The organism is Cyanobium sp. ATX 6A2, assembly GCF_024346355.1.
In the GTDB taxonomy this organism is placed as follows: domain Bacteria; phylum Cyanobacteriota; class Cyanobacteriia; order PCC-6307; family Cyanobiaceae; genus NIES-981.
In genome coordinates, this window is the sequence record NZ_JAGQCU010000006.1 from 118,133 (window position 1) to 132,008 (window position 13,876).

Annotated in this window: 24 protein-coding genes; 10 read left to right on the forward strand and 14 right to left on the reverse strand. The window is 64.1% G+C overall.

The features are described 5' to 3' along the window. Positions 1–19 precede the first annotated feature (19 nt). Positions 20–145 carry a hypothetical protein gene (locus tag KBY96_RS07770; protein ID WP_254978785.1) on the reverse strand — a complete coding sequence of 42 codons (126 nt, stop codon included), beginning with the start codon at positions 143–145 and terminating at the stop codon, positions 20–22. 402 nt (positions 146–547) lie between these two features. Here KBY96_RS07770 and KBY96_RS07775 point away from each other — a divergent pair, with 402 nt between their 5' ends. After that, positions 548–751, forward strand: a complete 204-nt coding sequence (locus tag KBY96_RS07775; RefSeq protein WP_254978786.1) for a hypothetical protein — start codon at positions 548–550, stop codon at positions 749–751. Positions 752–1,147: 396 nt separating this feature from the next. Further along, a complete protein-coding gene (locus tag KBY96_RS07780; RefSeq protein WP_254978787.1) occupies positions 1,148–1,363 on the forward strand; it encodes a hypothetical protein in 216 nt (71 codons plus the stop codon). Positions 1,364–1,408: 45 nt separating this feature from the next. Here the strand turns inward: KBY96_RS07780 and KBY96_RS07785 are convergent, their stop codons facing one another. Beyond that, positions 1,409–1,804 carry a hypothetical protein gene (locus KBY96_RS07785; RefSeq protein WP_254978788.1) on the reverse strand — a complete coding sequence of 132 codons (396 nt, stop codon included), beginning with the start codon at positions 1,802–1,804 and terminating at the stop codon, positions 1,409–1,411. A 332-nt stretch (positions 1,805–2,136) separates the two neighbouring features. Here KBY96_RS07785 and KBY96_RS07790 point away from each other — a divergent pair, with 332 nt between their 5' ends. The 4 genes from KBY96_RS07790 to KBY96_RS07805 all read left to right on the forward strand — a co-directional run bounded on the left by KBY96_RS07790 (position 2,137) and on the right by KBY96_RS07805 (position 3,432). Continuing rightward, positions 2,137–2,412: a galactose oxidase gene (locus KBY96_RS07790; RefSeq protein ID WP_254978789.1), complete on the forward strand. Its 276-nt coding sequence runs from the start codon at positions 2,137–2,139 to the stop codon at positions 2,410–2,412. A 7-nt stretch (positions 2,413–2,419) separates the two neighbouring features. Beyond that, positions 2,420–2,686 carry a DUF1651 domain-containing protein gene (locus tag KBY96_RS07795; RefSeq protein WP_254978790.1) on the forward strand — a complete coding sequence of 89 codons (267 nt, stop codon included), beginning with the start codon at positions 2,420–2,422 and terminating at the stop codon, positions 2,684–2,686. 117 nt (positions 2,687–2,803) lie between these two features. After that, positions 2,804–2,947: a chlorophyll a/b-binding protein gene (locus KBY96_RS07800; protein WP_254978791.1), complete on the forward strand. Its 144-nt coding sequence runs from the start codon at positions 2,804–2,806 to the stop codon at positions 2,945–2,947. A gap of 248 nt (positions 2,948–3,195) precedes the next feature. Then, the gene (locus tag KBY96_RS07805; RefSeq protein ID WP_254978792.1) at positions 3,196–3,432 is read left to right on the forward strand and encodes a chlorophyll a/b-binding protein; all 237 of its coding nucleotides are present in this window, start codon (positions 3,196–3,198) and stop codon (positions 3,430–3,432) included. A gap of 25 nt (positions 3,433–3,457) precedes the next feature. On the opposite strand, the gene KBY96_RS07810 is transcribed toward KBY96_RS07805, so the two are convergent. From KBY96_RS07810 to KBY96_RS07825, 4 genes are all read right to left on the reverse strand, one after another. Continuing rightward, positions 3,458–3,604: a hypothetical protein gene (locus KBY96_RS07810; RefSeq protein WP_254978793.1), complete on the reverse strand. Its 147-nt coding sequence runs from the start codon at positions 3,602–3,604 to the stop codon at positions 3,458–3,460. A gap of 88 nt (positions 3,605–3,692) precedes the next feature. Continuing rightward, positions 3,693–3,875, reverse strand: coding sequence for a hypothetical protein (locus KBY96_RS07815; RefSeq protein ID WP_254978794.1), 183 nt, complete (start codon positions 3,873–3,875; stop codon positions 3,693–3,695). A gap of 46 nt (positions 3,876–3,921) precedes the next feature. Then, positions 3,922–4,164 (reverse strand): hypothetical protein, encoded by a 243-nt coding sequence (locus KBY96_RS07820; protein ID WP_254978795.1) that lies wholly within the window; start codon positions 4,162–4,164, stop codon positions 3,922–3,924. Between the two features lie 302 nt (positions 4,165–4,466). Next, on the reverse strand, positions 4,467–4,997 hold the full coding sequence (locus KBY96_RS07825) for a DUF4236 domain-containing protein (protein ID WP_254978796.1): 531 nt from the start codon (positions 4,995–4,997) through the stop codon (positions 4,467–4,469). A 97-nt stretch (positions 4,998–5,094) separates the two neighbouring features. Between KBY96_RS07825 and KBY96_RS07830 the strand changes: the two genes are divergently transcribed. The 3 genes from KBY96_RS07830 (at position 5,095) to KBY96_RS07840 (ending at position 6,903) form a co-directional block, all read left to right on the forward strand. Then, positions 5,095–5,754, forward strand: a complete 660-nt coding sequence (locus KBY96_RS07830; RefSeq protein WP_254978797.1) for a hypothetical protein — start codon at positions 5,095–5,097, stop codon at positions 5,752–5,754. Then, positions 5,751–6,422, forward strand: coding sequence for a thermonuclease family protein (locus tag KBY96_RS07835; protein WP_254978798.1), 672 nt, complete (start codon positions 5,751–5,753; stop codon positions 6,420–6,422). Before KBY96_RS07830 ends, KBY96_RS07835 begins: the two co-directional genes overlap by 4 nt. A 115-nt stretch (positions 6,423–6,537) precedes the next feature. Continuing rightward, on the forward strand, positions 6,538–6,903 hold the full coding sequence (locus tag KBY96_RS07840; protein ID WP_254978799.1) for an AbrB family transcriptional regulator: 366 nt from the start codon (positions 6,538–6,540) through the stop codon (positions 6,901–6,903). Positions 6,904–6,977: 74 nt separating this feature from the next. Here KBY96_RS07840 and KBY96_RS07845 read toward each other — a convergent pair whose 3' ends face one another. Continuing rightward, entirely contained in the window at positions 6,978–7,301 is a 324-nt protein-coding gene (locus KBY96_RS07845) for a helix-hairpin-helix domain-containing protein (RefSeq protein ID WP_254978800.1), read from the reverse strand. A gap of 80 nt (positions 7,302–7,381) precedes the next feature. Between KBY96_RS07845 and KBY96_RS07850 the strand changes: the two genes are divergently transcribed. Then, positions 7,382–7,705: a hypothetical protein gene (locus KBY96_RS07850; RefSeq protein WP_254978801.1), complete on the forward strand. Its 324-nt coding sequence runs from the start codon at positions 7,382–7,384 to the stop codon at positions 7,703–7,705. Positions 7,706–7,747: 42 nt separating this feature from the next. Here the strand turns inward: KBY96_RS07850 and KBY96_RS07855 are convergent, their stop codons facing one another. The 7 genes from KBY96_RS07855 to KBY96_RS07885 all read right to left on the reverse strand — a co-directional run bounded on the left by KBY96_RS07855 (position 7,748) and on the right by KBY96_RS07885 (position 13,827). Next, the gene (locus tag KBY96_RS07855; RefSeq protein WP_254978802.1) at positions 7,748–8,257 is read right to left on the reverse strand and encodes a hypothetical protein; all 510 of its coding nucleotides are present in this window, start codon (positions 8,255–8,257) and stop codon (positions 7,748–7,750) included. Positions 8,258–8,317: 60 nt separating this feature from the next. After that, positions 8,318–9,295, reverse strand: a complete 978-nt coding sequence (locus KBY96_RS07860) for a hypothetical protein (RefSeq protein ID WP_254978803.1) — start codon at positions 9,293–9,295, stop codon at positions 8,318–8,320. 150 nt (positions 9,296–9,445) lie between these two features. Continuing rightward, a complete protein-coding gene (locus KBY96_RS07865; protein ID WP_254978804.1) occupies positions 9,446–9,712 on the reverse strand; it encodes a hypothetical protein in 267 nt (88 codons plus the stop codon). Between the two features lie 78 nt (positions 9,713–9,790). Next, positions 9,791–9,988, reverse strand: coding sequence for a hypothetical protein (locus KBY96_RS07870; RefSeq protein ID WP_254978805.1), 198 nt, complete (start codon positions 9,986–9,988; stop codon positions 9,791–9,793). Positions 9,989–10,099: 111 nt separating this feature from the next. After that, a complete protein-coding gene (locus tag KBY96_RS07875) occupies positions 10,100–12,679 on the reverse strand; it encodes a CHAT domain-containing tetratricopeptide repeat protein (RefSeq protein WP_254978806.1) in 2,580 nt (859 codons plus the stop codon). Between the two features lie 210 nt (positions 12,680–12,889). Next, the gene (locus KBY96_RS07880; RefSeq protein ID WP_254978807.1) at positions 12,890–13,096 is read right to left on the reverse strand and encodes a hypothetical protein; all 207 of its coding nucleotides are present in this window, start codon (positions 13,094–13,096) and stop codon (positions 12,890–12,892) included. 8 nt (positions 13,097–13,104) lie between these two features. Further along, on the reverse strand, positions 13,105–13,827 hold the full coding sequence (locus KBY96_RS07885) for a hypothetical protein (RefSeq protein WP_254978808.1): 723 nt from the start codon (positions 13,825–13,827) through the stop codon (positions 13,105–13,107). Between the last annotated feature and the right edge of the window lie 49 nt (positions 13,828–13,876).

Genomic DNA, 13,876 nt, shown 5'->3' on the forward strand with positions numbered 1-13,876 from the left:
ACCTCCTCTTGCCAGCAACTCAGCGAACAGGCATCACGGCGGGGCCGTGGCCGCGCAGATACACCTCCACCTGCTCCTTGGGCACCACCCGGCTCTCCAGGTTGTTGCTGATCTGCACCTGGCCGCTGCTCACCCTGGCGCTCACGCGCCAGGGGCCGGGGGCCTGATCGGCTGGCTGCTTGGCCTTGGGGTATGGGCTCGGTAGGGGCCTGGAGGCAGGCGGAGTGGCAGCAGGGATCGGGGCACAGGCGGTTGCACTCGGCGGCAACTCCCCCAGGACAGAGGCCAGGAGATCGCGGGTGGAAGGAGGCATACCGCGTTGGGGGATAGGGATCGACAGGACAAAGGTAGAAAGCCTGAGGGTTCGGGACCAGACATTGGGCGCCCTCCCCGCTACGCGGAGACCAGGCCCCTGGCGCCGGGAGGACTCGCTGGCAAGAGCTGGTGACAGCCAGCAGACGCCATGGCCACGCGCAGGAGCAGCAGCACCCGCAAGGCAGGCAGCACCAGGACGAGAGGCACCACCAGAGCGTCGCCCGAGGTGGCCATGGCCGCACCCCGGATCTCCGCTGCCGAGCGGCGCAGGATCGCCGCGGAGGAAGCACGCTGGCGCGCCGAAAGCGATCTGCGCACCCTCAGGCAGGCCGAGGAAATCCGGCGGGATAACGCCCGCCTGCAGAGGGCATCGAAGGTGGCCGCCGAGGAGATGAGGGCGCTCCAGGCCATCCGCGCCATCAAGCGGGCCCGCTGAGGGGGGCCTCGCTGAGGCGGGGGCAGCTCAGACAGCTCTTCTCGCTGCGCTCCCCTTCAGCAGGGGCCTGCGGCCCGGCTCAGATCAGATCGGATGGTGAGCTGGAGCCGCAGTGGGGCGATCACGGGCTGGCGGGGCAAGGCGTCTCGTTTCCTTGTGCACCCGTGCCGTCGCGGATCTTGGGGCAACCACCGCCTGGGGATCGGGGTGGCACTCGAACGCACAGCAGCCGGACGGCAGGGCCACCGGAGCCGATGGGAGGGGAACAGCAGTGGGCCACAGCACGGTGCCCCGCGACTTGGCTTGGCAAGGGCTGCGCAAGTGCTCGCTGCGCTCACACCCTTGCCGGCGCCGACGCCGCGAGGCGCGGTCGTGGTGTCCCACGCCTCTCCTGCCATGGCTGCTCCTCAAGGCCCCTCCTGCCCCGTCCGCTTCCTGGTCGAGCATCACTACCCAGAAGGCCCCAAGGGCGGCGCTTCCCCCTGCGAAGTCCGCTTCTTTGGCCGCCGCGGCAAGCCCGTCAAGAAGATGCGCCTCATCCCCGCCGCCAAGGCCTTCGCGATCGCCCGCAAGCTGCAGGGCGCCAAGGGCAGCACCATCTCGGTGATCTGAGTCCGGGGGCCTGCGGGCCCCTTTCACCCTGATCGAATGCAGCCCTCAGCCGGTATCAAGGCATTCATGCTCACGCTCCACCGCTCCAGCCCTGGCGCGCTGACGGATCGGGCCGTCGCGGTCGGAGCGGAACAGCACCCGTGATCCAGGTGCCGCCGCCTGCAGGCCGGCCAGCAACTGCTCCAGCACCGCAGTGCTCAGCGGTGCGCGATTGCCCATCCCCTCGCGGCTGCTCAGCAGCAGCTCCAGTTCCGCACCGGCACGCAACTCCAGCAATACCTGCACCAAAAGGGCCCGCGGGCCTGCCGTCAGGGCGATCGAGGCGTTGCGGCCATCCAGCCAGGTGAAGGTGCCGCCCATCTCCCTGGCCAGCGCCGCCAGCGCAGCCCGAAACCCCTCGCCATCGGCGACAGGCGCGAGCAGGGCTTCCAGGCGGGCCATGGCTGCGGGTGGGTGCCTTGATTCTGGACCGGCGCTTCCTGGCCAGGGCCCTTGGCAGGCATGACGTCAAAGCCACTCGCCCGCCTCGGTCGCTTCTCCATCAACGCCCTGCGCATCGGCGCCAGCCCTGCGGCCGTTGTGGAGCTGCTGCGCCAGCACTGGATCTCGGCGGCCTGACTGCTGGCGATCCAGGCCCAGACACGGGTTCCTGTGCCCCAGGTCGCCCCAGGCAGCCGGTGAGCGAGGGCGGCGGCCGTCGTCCAAGACACCGACAGACCCGGCACCCTTTGCTAGTACAGGTGTACGCGTGGAGAAGGGTGATGGGCAGCCGATTGCGACGAGCCGCCGGGGACGCCGCCGGGACGCTGGATCAGCCCGTTGAGGAGTGGCCCTTCCTCGATCAGCAGGTGCTGGTGCCAAGCCGCAGCCGCAAGGTCTGCATGACCTGCCACTGGTTCAGGCACCACAGCGGCGTCAACTGCATCCCCCTGCTGACCTGCCAGTTGCACCAGAGCCTCCTCGCCCAAGGCGAGCACCTCACCCACCGCTGCCAGGGCTGGACCGACGACATGGCCCAGCAGCGGGGCTGGGCACCGGAAGCGGGCTGAGCCGGCCATGGCCGCCAGCAAGCGTCCTCCGCTCTCGCCACGGGAAGGCTGGCTCAGCGATGGCCGCCAGGTGCTGCACTTCCGGCCCAGCCGCTGGACCCGCCACAACCAGGTACTGGAGGTGACCTCCGGCGAGCTGCTGCCGGGCGAACCGGTGCCGCTGCTCAAGAGGCGGCGGGAGCTGACCCGGGAGGAGGCCATCCGGCTTTGGCGCCAGAAGCGTGAGCAGGGCTGGACGGTGTGCGCGCCGCAGTGGCAGCTGCCGGCACCGTGAGAGCTCAGGTCCCAAGGCGCGGAACAGGACGAACCGGCGGGGATGGAGGGCTGGGCCCAAGGCCCTAGACAGATCCGTTACATACTGTTACAGTGCTCTTAACACTGCGTAACAAGCATGTCCGACACCACTCCCCGCTTTGGTTTTGTCGCTTTCGCCGAAACCTGGAACGGCCGTCTGGCCATGCTCGGCTTCGTGATCGGCCTCGGCACCGAGCTGCTCACCGGCCAGGGCATCCTCTCCCAGATCGGTCTGGGCTGATCGCCATGAGCACCGACTACTCCGCCGCCATTGCCGGCGTCACCGGCCTGGTCATCCTGCTCACAGGACTGGTGGCCTTTGTTCTCTCCCGCCCCAGCGACCTCGCCCCCTACGAGCCCCGATGATCGCCACCCTCTCCGTTCTCCTGTTCGGCGCCTGGCTCGTCGGCGCACTGCTCCAGCCGGATCTCGCGAGCTGAGCGGGTCACGACGCAACACACGATCCAGCTCCACTCACCCATCACATCCATGACCAACACCCCCGCCAGCGACAAGTGGCTGCAGGAACGCACCACCGAGCAGATCCACATGGATCAGCTCAAGCGCGCTGAACTGTTCAACGGCCGCGCCGCCATGCTGGGCCTGGTGATCGGCGTCATCGTCGAAGGCCTCACGGGCTTCGGGATCGCCCACCAGATCGGCCTCGGAGCCCTGGTGGACGGCTACACCGCCTGCCGCACCCAGTTCCTGCCCTTCTGCTTCTGACGGTCCCGCCAGCGCGAACTGTCCATCAACCTCCGGGCCCGGCCTGGGGGTTTTCTCTTGGCCTCGCATCTCTGGCATTCGTCTCCCTGAGCTTGATCCGGCGAGGCTTCTGAGCCGTGTCGATCAGCAGGTTGTGCAGCAGCGCCGCACCGCTGATCAGCAGATGGGCCATCCAGCTCCCGCTGAGCCGCGACTCCGCCTGCCGATCACCGCGGTCTGCTCTGCGACGGCGCGTAGACCTCGAGCCAACCACCGGCCGGTCAGAGCACACGCCAGTGGCTGGCGCTCAACCCCGGCTGCGGCTCCACCTCCAGCAGGGCGCCATAGAAGGACGCCAGCGCAACCGGGTCATCGGCCGCCAGCACGAGCGTGCCCGTCATCCCCATCGCCGCCACCAGGGCCTGCAGCTCAGAGCCAGGGGTGGGGGCAGTCGGCTCGGGCATGAGGATCAGCCCTCCCGTTGGGGCCCGATCCCAGTCTGGGGAGGTTTCAGCTGCAGGAAGCAGGCAGGCGCCGGAGCGACCGGATCACGCTCACCGCTGGGCTCTGGCTGCGACGCACGCGCACCCGAACGGTGCAGTGGGCAGGCCCGAAGTGGTTGATCAGGGCCTCACGAGCCTCATGCTGCAGCTCCTCGAGGGTGGGAGCCGCAATGCGGATGGGCAGGGTTTCGGCCTGGGCGTCCAGCTGACCAGGGCGTTCGCGTACAACCCGGAACACAACCTCACGCATGCAGGGGTATCGCTCTCGTTCCGGATCCATCCTTGGGCCGCCAAAAGCTCTGCGGGGGTGATGCTTGATACGCGGAACCCGCCCAATCCGCCACAGTGAAGTCAGACATTGCACTGGAACGAGAGATGGTCGAACACCAGCCCAGCGGTACGCCTCACCGCGACGACGGCCACCAGGCACCAACGAGCGGCACGTCCGATCTGCGAGGCACACTGCGGCAGATGGAGGAACGGCTGCTCCGGCATTCCGCCCTGGAAGATCTGGGCCCTCTGTTTGGGCCGGAAGCGCAAGGAAGGGTGCCCTCAGCCCAGCCAGCCCCGCCCAACTGCCAGCCGTGAGGCCTCCTCCGCCGCCTCGATGCAGCGGCGGGCCCGGCGTTTCGCGTCGTCCTGGCTGCGGGCCCGGCTGATGTAGTCGGCCATCGCTTCCGGCGTTTCGATCACCGCCAGCAGCCCGGCCAGACGGCCGCCGAGGGAGCCATCGACCAGCAGCCGGCTCACCAGGCCCTGCTCCCAGAGCCGCTGACCCGGTGTTCCAGGCCCGAACACCTTCGTCTGCAGTACACCCAGCACGCTGCTGCGGAACGCTTCCAGCTGGCCTGGCAGCAGCCGGCGGCTATTGGGCAGTCCCGCCGCCGCGCCGGCGGGGGCCTCCACACTGCAGCTCAGACCGGTGCCCGGTATGCCAACGGTGGTACGGGCCAGGCCCGGCCGGGCCACCGGAATGTTGAAGGACGCCCCGCGACCGCCCACCGAGATCGAGCTCAACCCACTCTTGGCGAAGTTGAAGCGCAGGGGCCCGAGGCGGGCGGAACGTCGGAAGCGAAAGCTCATCGGAATCAGCAGGCCGTCCAGCATCCAAGTGCAGCCGACCTCCGTCACATCAGATCCCAGCAGAATGGCGTCGGCTGCATCGGAGGCGTTCAGGCCCATGCCCACGAATGTGCAGATGGAGCGCTGCATCGCCCGGGAACGCGGGGCGCTGTTGTTCTGGTCGCCCGATGGCACCGGGCGGAGGCCCACCTCGCGGGTGCAGATCCTCGATGTGTTCTCCCTGCAGGTGGCCACCGGCTACACCCGTGATCCCCAAGGCCGGCTGCTGCTGGAGGCACAGCCCTCACTCGCGGCGGGGGGCAGCTGGAGCCTGGCCAAGGCGGCGCAGCTGATCCGCAACGACGTGCGCCCCCACCGCTGGGTGGCGCTGCAGCAGGACCGACGGGCCTGGGGTCTGTTCTGGGCTGGCGGCGGGCTGCAGCACTGCCGCGACCTGCTCCTCGCTCAGGCTGGTGAGGCGGAAACCGCCTCCGGACCGATGACCTCGGCGCTGGTGCCGGTGACACCGGAAGCCTTGCTGCGGGTGCTGCTGGATCTGGAGGCCGAGCAGCCCGGCGCAGGCCGCACTTCACCTCCCACCAGGCCATGGCGGCCAGCACTGGCGGCCAACCCCTGGAAGCTGGTGGCCTGGACTTCGATGGCCTGGCTGGTGGTGCTCGGCATCACCGTGGCGGGGTTCATGGCGGTGCTGGAGCGCCAGGACCGCCAACTGGAGCTTCTGTTGGAGCGCACCACGCCAGCTTCCAGGCAGCCTTGAGCCGCAAGGCGGCGCATTGGCTGTTCGGGCCAATGGCCTGGCTGAGCGTGCTCCTCACGGTGCCATCCCTGGCAGGAGCCCAGCCCCAACGCACCACGGTGATCTCGATCGGCGATGGCGACACCATCCGGGTGCAGCAAGACGGCCGGAAGATCACCGTGCGGCTGGCCTGTATCGACGCCCCGGAGATGGCCCAGAACCCCCACGGCCAACGGGCCCGCGACTACCTGCAGCTGCGCGTACCGATCGGCTCCCAGGTGCAGCTGGATGTGAAAACCACCGACCGCTACGGCCGCACCGTGGCTGAGGTGATCACCGGTACCAACATCAACCTGGCCATGGTGGAAGACGGCCAGGCCTTTGCCTACCGCCAGTACCTGGATCAGTGCAACGGGCGGGAGTACCTGGAAGCAGAAGATCGGGCCAGCAGGCGGCGCCTTGGCGTCTGGCAGGTGCCGGGGGGCATCACCAAGCCCTGGGACTTCCGGCGCACTCGGAGGTCAGGCCAACCATCCTCAAGAAACTCTGCCGGATCCCCTCCAGGCGGCCGCCGGTACACCTGCAGCGAGATCAGCTCCCATGCCAGAGCCCAGGAACTTCTGCACCAGGGGCACACCTACCTCGATGGGAACAGGGATGGTGAGGCCTGCGAGAGCCTGCGGCCATAGCTGAGGTCATCCCCCTTCACGGCATAGCAAGGCGGTGACGGTGAACATGTGGCAATCGCCCTCCATTGACCCGTCCCGGCTATGCACTAGGGTATGTAGAGTGCGATTAACAGCCATGCTCACCGGTCCCGAACTGCTCGCCAAGGTCAAGGAATGTGGCGACGCCACCAAGTCTGAACTGGTTCGCGAGTGCGGCTATGTGAGCACCAAGAAGGACGGCAGCGATCGGTTGAACTTCACCGCCTTCTATGAAGCCCTGCTGGAAGCCAAGGGCGTGAGCCTCGGTGAACCAGGGCAGGGTCGGGGCAAGGGCGGGCGCAAGCTCAGCTATGAGACCAAGGTGCAGTTCAACGGCAACCTGCTGGTGGGCAAGGCCTATACCGCCCAGCTGGGTCTACAGCCTGGCGATGAGTTCGCGATCAAGCTCGGTCGCAAGCAGATCAAGCTGATGCCCATCGGTGCACCTGACGAGGACGAGTGAGTCGGCAGAGGCCGCCCACCAGCCTGTTGGCGCCCTTGTGGGGGGCGCCTTTTTGTTGCGTTCCTGCCGGCGGATCAGAGCTCGGGATAGCGGCGCTGGCGTTCCTTGCTGTAGGCCCACCACGGCTGCGGTTCCTCGCCGGCCAGGAAGCGCTGGATCGAGAGCAAGACATCAAAAATGCAGGGATCCTGCCGGCAGCCTCGCTGCCGGCAGAGGCGCTGGTACAGCTCGAAGGCATCGCAGCCGATCAGATCAGCCGGCACCTGGTAGCCGAGGGACTGCAGGGCGGCGGCAAGCGCCGGGCCCACATTGGGCAGGTCGGTGAGCTGCTCCAGCTGGTGGCGGTTGCAGCGGCGTGGATTCACGGGCGTCAGCGCCGCTGGGGTGATCGAGCCCATGGCAAGCCCGATGGCAGGGCCACCGGTCTTGCTCTTGAACGAAGTGAGGGCGGAACTGCCGTAGGCAACTTCGGAATCACTTGCACATCGCCAGCCTGCGCTGGGAAGCACTCTCCTGGCAGTGGCTAACTTACCCCTGCCAGCCATCTCTTGCCATGAAGCATTTTTTCGGTGTGGTCTTTGTCTACGGCCTGATCTGGTCTGGCATTCAGGCCAGCTGGACCCTCTCGGAGTACGACATGACGATCAAAGCCTTCAGGGCCGGAAGCAACCACGCCGAGCTACGGCACCGGATCAACGGACAGGCCGGTCAGATCTGCTTTTTTCTGGCAAACATCATCACGGTCGGTGGCGCCATTGGCATGACCTTGACTTCCAAAAAGCAACCCTCAGACCAGGCGTGATCAGGTTTGGGCTGATCACGCTGGCCGTGGCCGCTGCCGGGATCAGGCGGCCGCAGTGCTGGGGCGCTGATCGCCAACCAGGCCCTGGAGATTGACGCCAGCCTCCATCGCCACGGCCAGTAGCTCGGCCCGCTGCACCTCATCGAGACCATCCCAGAAGGCATGGAACAGATCAAGCGACGCCTTGCCGATTCCCACCAAGCCCAGCAGCGAGAGGGGGCCAGCCAGCCATGGGCACACCAGCAGCACCACCGCCAGCACAAGGCTGACTGCCGCACCCTGCTTGGTGGAGGCCCACACGGTGCTGGCGATCATCTGCATCTGTACCGCCCGGGTGATGGCACCGCGGCGGCGCAGGGCCTCGGTGCGCAGGCTGGTGAGCAGGGCTTGGTAGATGGCGTAGACCATCACCCCGCCCAGGGTGGATTCGGCGAGAAACTCACCGCTGAAACCTTCGCTGGCGGCGCTGATGTCCACTGAGGCCAACCCCGCCAGCGGGGCTGTTTCCAGCCCGGCACGGGGAATGCGGAATGGATCGTGCTGGCGGCTCATGGCTCAGAGATGCGGAGAAACGTGAAAACGTGAACAGGGGATGGAAGCGGCACGGCCAGATCAGCCGTTGGCTCTGTTCAGGGCCGGCGCTCCCTGCTGGTTGGCCCGGCCGTAGGCGCTGACGATCGAGTACCCCGCCAGCCCCAGCCAGCCCACCGGACCAGCGCACACCAGCACCGTGGCCAGGGCGCCCTTGCCCACAACGCCGGCGGCCCTCTGGTTGTATTCGGCCTGGCTGAGCGTGTTCTTCTCGCTCAGCAGCATCACCACATCGGGGGCCACCAGGCCGATGCCGGCGGTGAGGGGATTGGCGCCCAGCACGGCCTGGGTCACAGCCATCGAGGTGCCACGGACCATGCCGTTGATGGCGCCGTTGGTGGCGTCCTGGGCGATCTGCGCCTCAGCCAGTTCCGCCAGGTCGTGGCGGCCGGCATCGCGGAACCCCTGGGCCTGGGCAACGCGATGGGCCACGGCGATGCCGCCGCCCAGCACCCCACCGAGGGCACCGGTTTCCAGCGTGTCGCCCACCACTTCGGTGAGGTCGCCGGTGACACCAGGTGTGGCCTGCTCAGCCACCTGGAGGGTGTAGGCCTCGGCTTCTCCGATGTCAGCCTCGCTCATCGGGGTGTCCCGGAGGCGGCTGTTCAGCGACTCCGGCCCGTAGACGATGTTGCTGGCATCGCTGCTGCCGCCATGGTGATGGGGTTTGATGTGCATGGCGTCGATGGTCGGGTCGTTGACCACGGCCTCGACGCCATCGATCGAGCCTCTGGCATCTGCGTTGACCCCCTGCTCGAACAGCTCGCGTGCCTCTGCATCCGAGCGACGGGGGCCGTTGTGGGTGCCGTCGGTGCGGAGCTGCTCCTTGAGGTGCGAGGGCAGATCGTCGTAGCTCACCCGCCGGAAGGCCTCCACCCCCACCACACCATTGGCAGCGGCGGCAGCCGGCATGGCGGCGGAGGCGGGCACCTGCTCGAAGGATTCGCGGGCGATGCGCCGCAGCTCGGCGATTTGTCTGGCGGTATCGCGGTAGGACATGGCTGATGCGGTGGTCTGGAGGGGACAGAGACTCTTCGTTCGGAGCAGTGGACAGTGATTCCGCGCTGCTCTGCTGCTGCGTGCGGTGCAGCCCAGCAAAAAGCCGCCCGGTGGGCGGCTGGGGGATTCGACACAGATCCGAAGTTGCCATTACCGGCAGTTCACGAAGCTCGAGCTGCCGATCCTGGTGGTGGTGCACCGGGTGGAGCCGTAGTTGTCGCGGTAGTTGGAGAAGCCGAAGTTGCCGATCTGCTGGCGCTGATAGGTGCCGCTGTAGCCACCGGGTCCGGTGACCCGACCGAAGCCAGCGGGACCGATCCGCTGGTAGGTGGAGTTCCACATCTGGGCCTGCGCCGGAGCTGTGGCAGCCACCAGCAGCGGGGCGGTGAGCAGCAGGGTGGTGAGGAGGTGTCGCATGGGTCGAGAGGCAGTGCAGGGATGGAGCCCGGCGTTGATCGCCTCTCGTTCCAGCTGCTCTGGACTGATTCCAGTCCATCATTTCTGGGACTTGGGGTCCTTGGGGCTGCCCAGCTTGAGCTGGTCGTAGGCCACACCGCAGAGCAGGTGGCAGCCGCCATAGGTCAGTGAAAGCCCTCCGGTGAAAGGGGCGAGAACGACTCCGATGCCCAGGGCAAAGAGTCCTTGCTGTGTGTAGCTCATCGTGCCCTCGCGGGCGGCTTGAGGGTTCAGCATGACGAAAGGGAGCGATGGGGATGGGAGGAACAGGCTTGCTGTCCTTGCTCACCTCTCGTTCCAGCCCCTACGGGCTGATTCCATCCCGACCCCTCAGCAGCGGCTGAGGCCTCAGAGCCCTTCGATCGGCCGCCAGTCCCCCACCAGCTGCCAGGCCGCCCAGTAGTAGGGGCGGCTCCAGTCCTCGCCGGATGGGCTTGGCACCTGGCCTTTGTGGAACTCAGCCTGCACCGCCGCCAAGGCATCAGCGCGGCCCTCGCCGGCTTTCAGCCGGCGGTAAAAGCGCACCATGAATTCCGCTGTTGCGGCGTCATCCACCTTCCAGAGGCTCAGAAGAGTGCTGCGGGCACCGGCCACCGTGAGGGCGCGCTGCAGGCCGTAGAGTCCTTCGCCAGTACGAAAGTCACCCTGGGCTGTCGAACAAGCTGAGAGAACAACAAGCTCAGTTCCATCCAACTGAAGAGCCAAAACTTCCTGAGCAGTAAGTAGACCGTCATCACCTGGATCGAAACCAGGCTGATTTGCACCAGCCAAGACAATGCCACTACGCAGGAGAGGGTCCTCCGCCTGGTACTGCTTTACGAAAGATCCTGAGTACTGGTTTGCGAGGTAGTACATTTCGGGAGCGGGGCCTTGACCCGCCTCGAACTCTTGCTGGGGCAAAAAGAATCCATGAGAAGCAATATGAAGTACACGCGGACCTTTTTGAGACTCGAGAAAGCCAACAGAGGCTTGCTGTCCGGTAATTGGCTGTACGTTAAAGAGGGCGGCAATCTGTTTAACCTCAGTGTCGGTTGCTGGCAATTCGTTCCAGGTCTCACCTTCAGGGTGGGCTGTTCGCTGCTTTGCAAAAGGGGCGCTTGGGGGTAGAGATATTTGACTGGGATGACGACTGAAATCAGGATTGCCAAGAATCACAGGAAGCCCAGCAGGGGGAGACAAGTCCTTAAAGCGCAGAAGGTCTCGACCGCTTGTTAAGAGATGAATATTCAAGACAGAGGCATATGGATGGTATGAGGCGGAAAGTGTTGATAAGGCAGCGAAAGGAACACGCGATAGTTCACCGTCGGCCGTGACGAAGAGGGTATGAGTCCGAGAGATTCTTTCCCCAAGTGGCTGCATGAGCAAACTGGAGAGTTGAGCCCATGCGGTTGGTGCATCATCAAGATTAGCTGCCGACAAAGAGATAGATTTTGCGACTGCTTGATCAATTTCATCGGCACTGCCAATGGGAAGAGCGACTACTGGCTGGCCCGCTTCGACCACAAAGGCGAGATAGTGTTGGCGCCCCCATGCCTTATCGGGCGTAGTCTCGTCACCGAGAAAGTCGCTATAACGCTGAAAATGGACATAAACCACACCAGCTGGAAGAGTACTAGACAACTTATCAATACTCAAGCGAGAGCGATTGAGAAGAGGCAACTGCTCAAAAAGGCGCTCCTCGACCAGGCCGTACTCTCGACGCAGAAAAAGGCGCTGGTCACTTGAAATAGTTACATTTGATAGTTCTCGAGAGAGATCCCTAAGCCTGCCCAGATCCTCACGCTTGCCGGCACTTGCAGAGGCAAGAGAAATCTGCGAGCGATAGAGGTCAGCAAGCTGCCCCTGGCTATTCAAAATATGGAGAAACGCAGCCTCAGTCGCTGGTGGGTATTCGAGTGTCCACCAGTAAATCCACTTTGCCGCCTCCCCCTGCGAGGCAACTGCTGATAGAAGAGTCGATCGGCGTGCGTCAGAAAGAAATGGTAGCTGAGCGCGAATGAATCCAGCCTGTGCAGCCAAGCCAAGCTCGGTATATTTTAGAGTTTGCTCAGGATCATTTCGAGCATAGTAATAGAAAGCTCCAGTATTATAGTGGAGTGTAGCCGTAGCAGGATGGGAATCGCCAAAGACGTCTGATGCAATCGACCGCATGCGCCCTAGCATCTGTTCGGCGACATCCAGATCTCCCTCTAGCAGGTTGACAAAGTATAGATTGTTTACTGCAGCAAAGAGATTAGCACCACCACGTGTGTCCTGCTCCAGGATTTCAAGGCTTCTCTCGAGGTACTCTCTTGCTGATACGAGTGAACGCCTTTCGAGGTAGAGGGTGCCAAGGGAAAGAAGAGCCTCTGCGTGGGCAATTCGCAGCGGGCCCTGCATGCCTTCAGTTAATCTTATCACTTGATGAAAAGAAGCTTCCGAAGACTCGAACTGTGCCTCCAGGCGGTACACATGACCGAGACCGTTCAGGACTTGTGCTAGTAACGGCCTATGATCACTCGACAAGTTTTGAGTCTCTTTATACGCACGCATAAAGAGCAAACGAGCCTGCTTGACATCCCCAAGTCCTATGTATAGATATCCCAGGTCGTTAAGTGCTGAAACACGTACGCGGGGATCCACGTGTTCATTCAATAGCTCGTTTAGTCTTTTAATGGCATCAATAAAGTTTCCTTCACTTGCAAGTGCCTGAACCTTGTTTTTTGTTTCGACGTAAGCCTCAGCACGGCCTGACAAGTCAAGACGGCTGCCATCGCGAGCACCCACGGGCTTCTGGCCAGAGTATTTTCGTGCAGACTGATTCTGAGCAGCGAAGATAAGAATCGGGCTGACAGTTATCGACAAGCCAACCACAAGAAGGGATAAGACTTTAGATAATTGCCGGCTTCTCAAAGCCCAAGAAGCCAGTTGTCGCCCCATGCTGGCCATGCCTTCAGGATTCTTCTAGGAGGATAGGCGGCATGTGTCAAACATTATTAAGCTCCCGCAAAATCTATGTCTATGATGCGAGAATCTACTCTGGCAAAGAGAGCAAAATTATATACAAGCCAGTTCCCGCATGCTGAGTACTTCTCTGTACACCTGGATATAATCAACCAGCTCAGGAGTGGGCAAGTTTCCAGCGCGATCGGCGGTCCTTTACTTTCCCAGCCTCCTTCGCTGCCAAGCCGTTACACCAGCCAGCCCGCTCGCCAGTACCGCCAGCACCCACACCGCCTGGGCGTAGATCGCTGCCCCGCTCACCCCAGTGAGCAGCAGCAGGACGATGAGTTTGCGCAGCCGGTCCCGGCGGATCAGCTGCTGAAGCCGCTGGAAATCACTTGTGGTCGTGGTCGGAGTTGTCATGGCGAAACTCAGTAGATGGAGTGGTGGGGGATGGGCGCAGCCATCACCAGCACGTTCCCGGCGTCGGTGGGCACCAGTTCCAGGGGGCGTTGGCAGCCATCGCTGCAGGGCCAGGGGGCCAGCCGTTGCGCTGCCTGATGGGGGTCAGGCATCAGACCCATGCCATTGAGGTGGCGCACGCCATTCACCAGCGGCATGTCGCCGACCAGGGGCTCGATGGCAAACAAAGCGATGTAGCCATCGCAGAAGCGCACCCCCTGGGTGCTAAGCCATGGTTCACCCGCTCCGGCGGGGGCTATCACCAACACCCGCTCGCGGGGCAGGCCGTGGCGGCGGCGGTGGAACAGGAAGCTGCCGGGTTCCGTCGCCCAGGAGAAGCCGTTGGCCTTGAGCTCCTCGTCGCTGAAGTGATTGAGCCCATCAGCGGCCAGGCCGCCCATGGCGCCGGTCACAAAGCCGGTGGTGAGGTCACCGGCATCGAACCCGTCGACCATGCCACCAAAGAACAGTCCGATGCCGGCACCAATGGCACGACCGATCCAGCGGTCGCGCTGCTGTTGCCGTTCCCGTTCCTCGAGTTCGGCCTTGATGAGCATCTCTTCATCGAGGCTGCGGAACTGCAGGCGCTCGATGCGGATCACGGCCTGCTCATCAGCGTCACGGCCGCCATCCGCGGAGCGGCTGGTGGCGAGGACATCGGTGAGAGCAGGCACCAGGGTGGACGAGGACATGGCAGATCGAAGGTGCTGCCTGCTTCTCGTTCTGCCTTCTGAAGGGTGA